Raw genomic sequence first — 691 nt, forward strand, 5'->3', positions numbered from 1 at the left:
ATCAAACTGGCAACATGGAGAGTCATCATGCATTGGACGTTCAACCGACTCGTGTCTACGGGTCTTTTTCTTAGCGCCTCTATCACCCACACCGCGTTTGCAAACCAAGCCACCGATGCGATTGCCCCAGAGCAAAGTACTGGGCTTGAGCACAAACAACTGGTCAAAGCCAAAGACTATATGGTGACAGCAGCGAACCCAATCGCCACCCAAGCTGGTGCTGATGTACTGGAGCAAGGCGGCAATGCCATCGATGCTATGGTGGCGGTACAACTGATGCTTGGCTTAGTCGAACCACAGTCTTCTGGTATTGGTGGCGGCGCATTTTTGGTGTATTGGGATGGCGAACAACAAAAGCTCACCACTTATGATGGTCGAGAAACTGCGCCCCTCGCCGCAACCCCAACACTGTTTTTGGACGACCAAGGCCAGCCGCTGCAATTTTATGATGCCGTTGTAGGTGGACGATCTGTCGCGACGCCGGGCACCGTCAAACTGTTGTGGGATACCCACCAAAAATACGGCAAGCTGGAATGGAAAAAGATCATTCAGCCAGTGATCAACTTGGCTGAGGAAGGTTTTGCCGTCAGTCCTCGTCTCGCCAGTTTGATTGCCAACGACGCCGAGCGTTTATCACGTTTTCCGACCACAAAAGCGTATTTCTTTAACGCCGATGGCTCACCAAAAGCCG

General features: G+C 52.1%; 1 protein-coding gene. It reads left to right on the plus strand.

What is annotated here, in order from left to right; genetic code table 11:
- Window positions 1–27: 27 nt before the first annotated feature.
- On the plus strand, window positions 28–691 hold a 664-nt coding region (locus tag R7Q11_RS26485; protein WP_225467034.1), incomplete at its 3' end, for a gamma-glutamyltransferase.

Source organism: Vibrio sp. 970 (assembly GCF_033339075.1).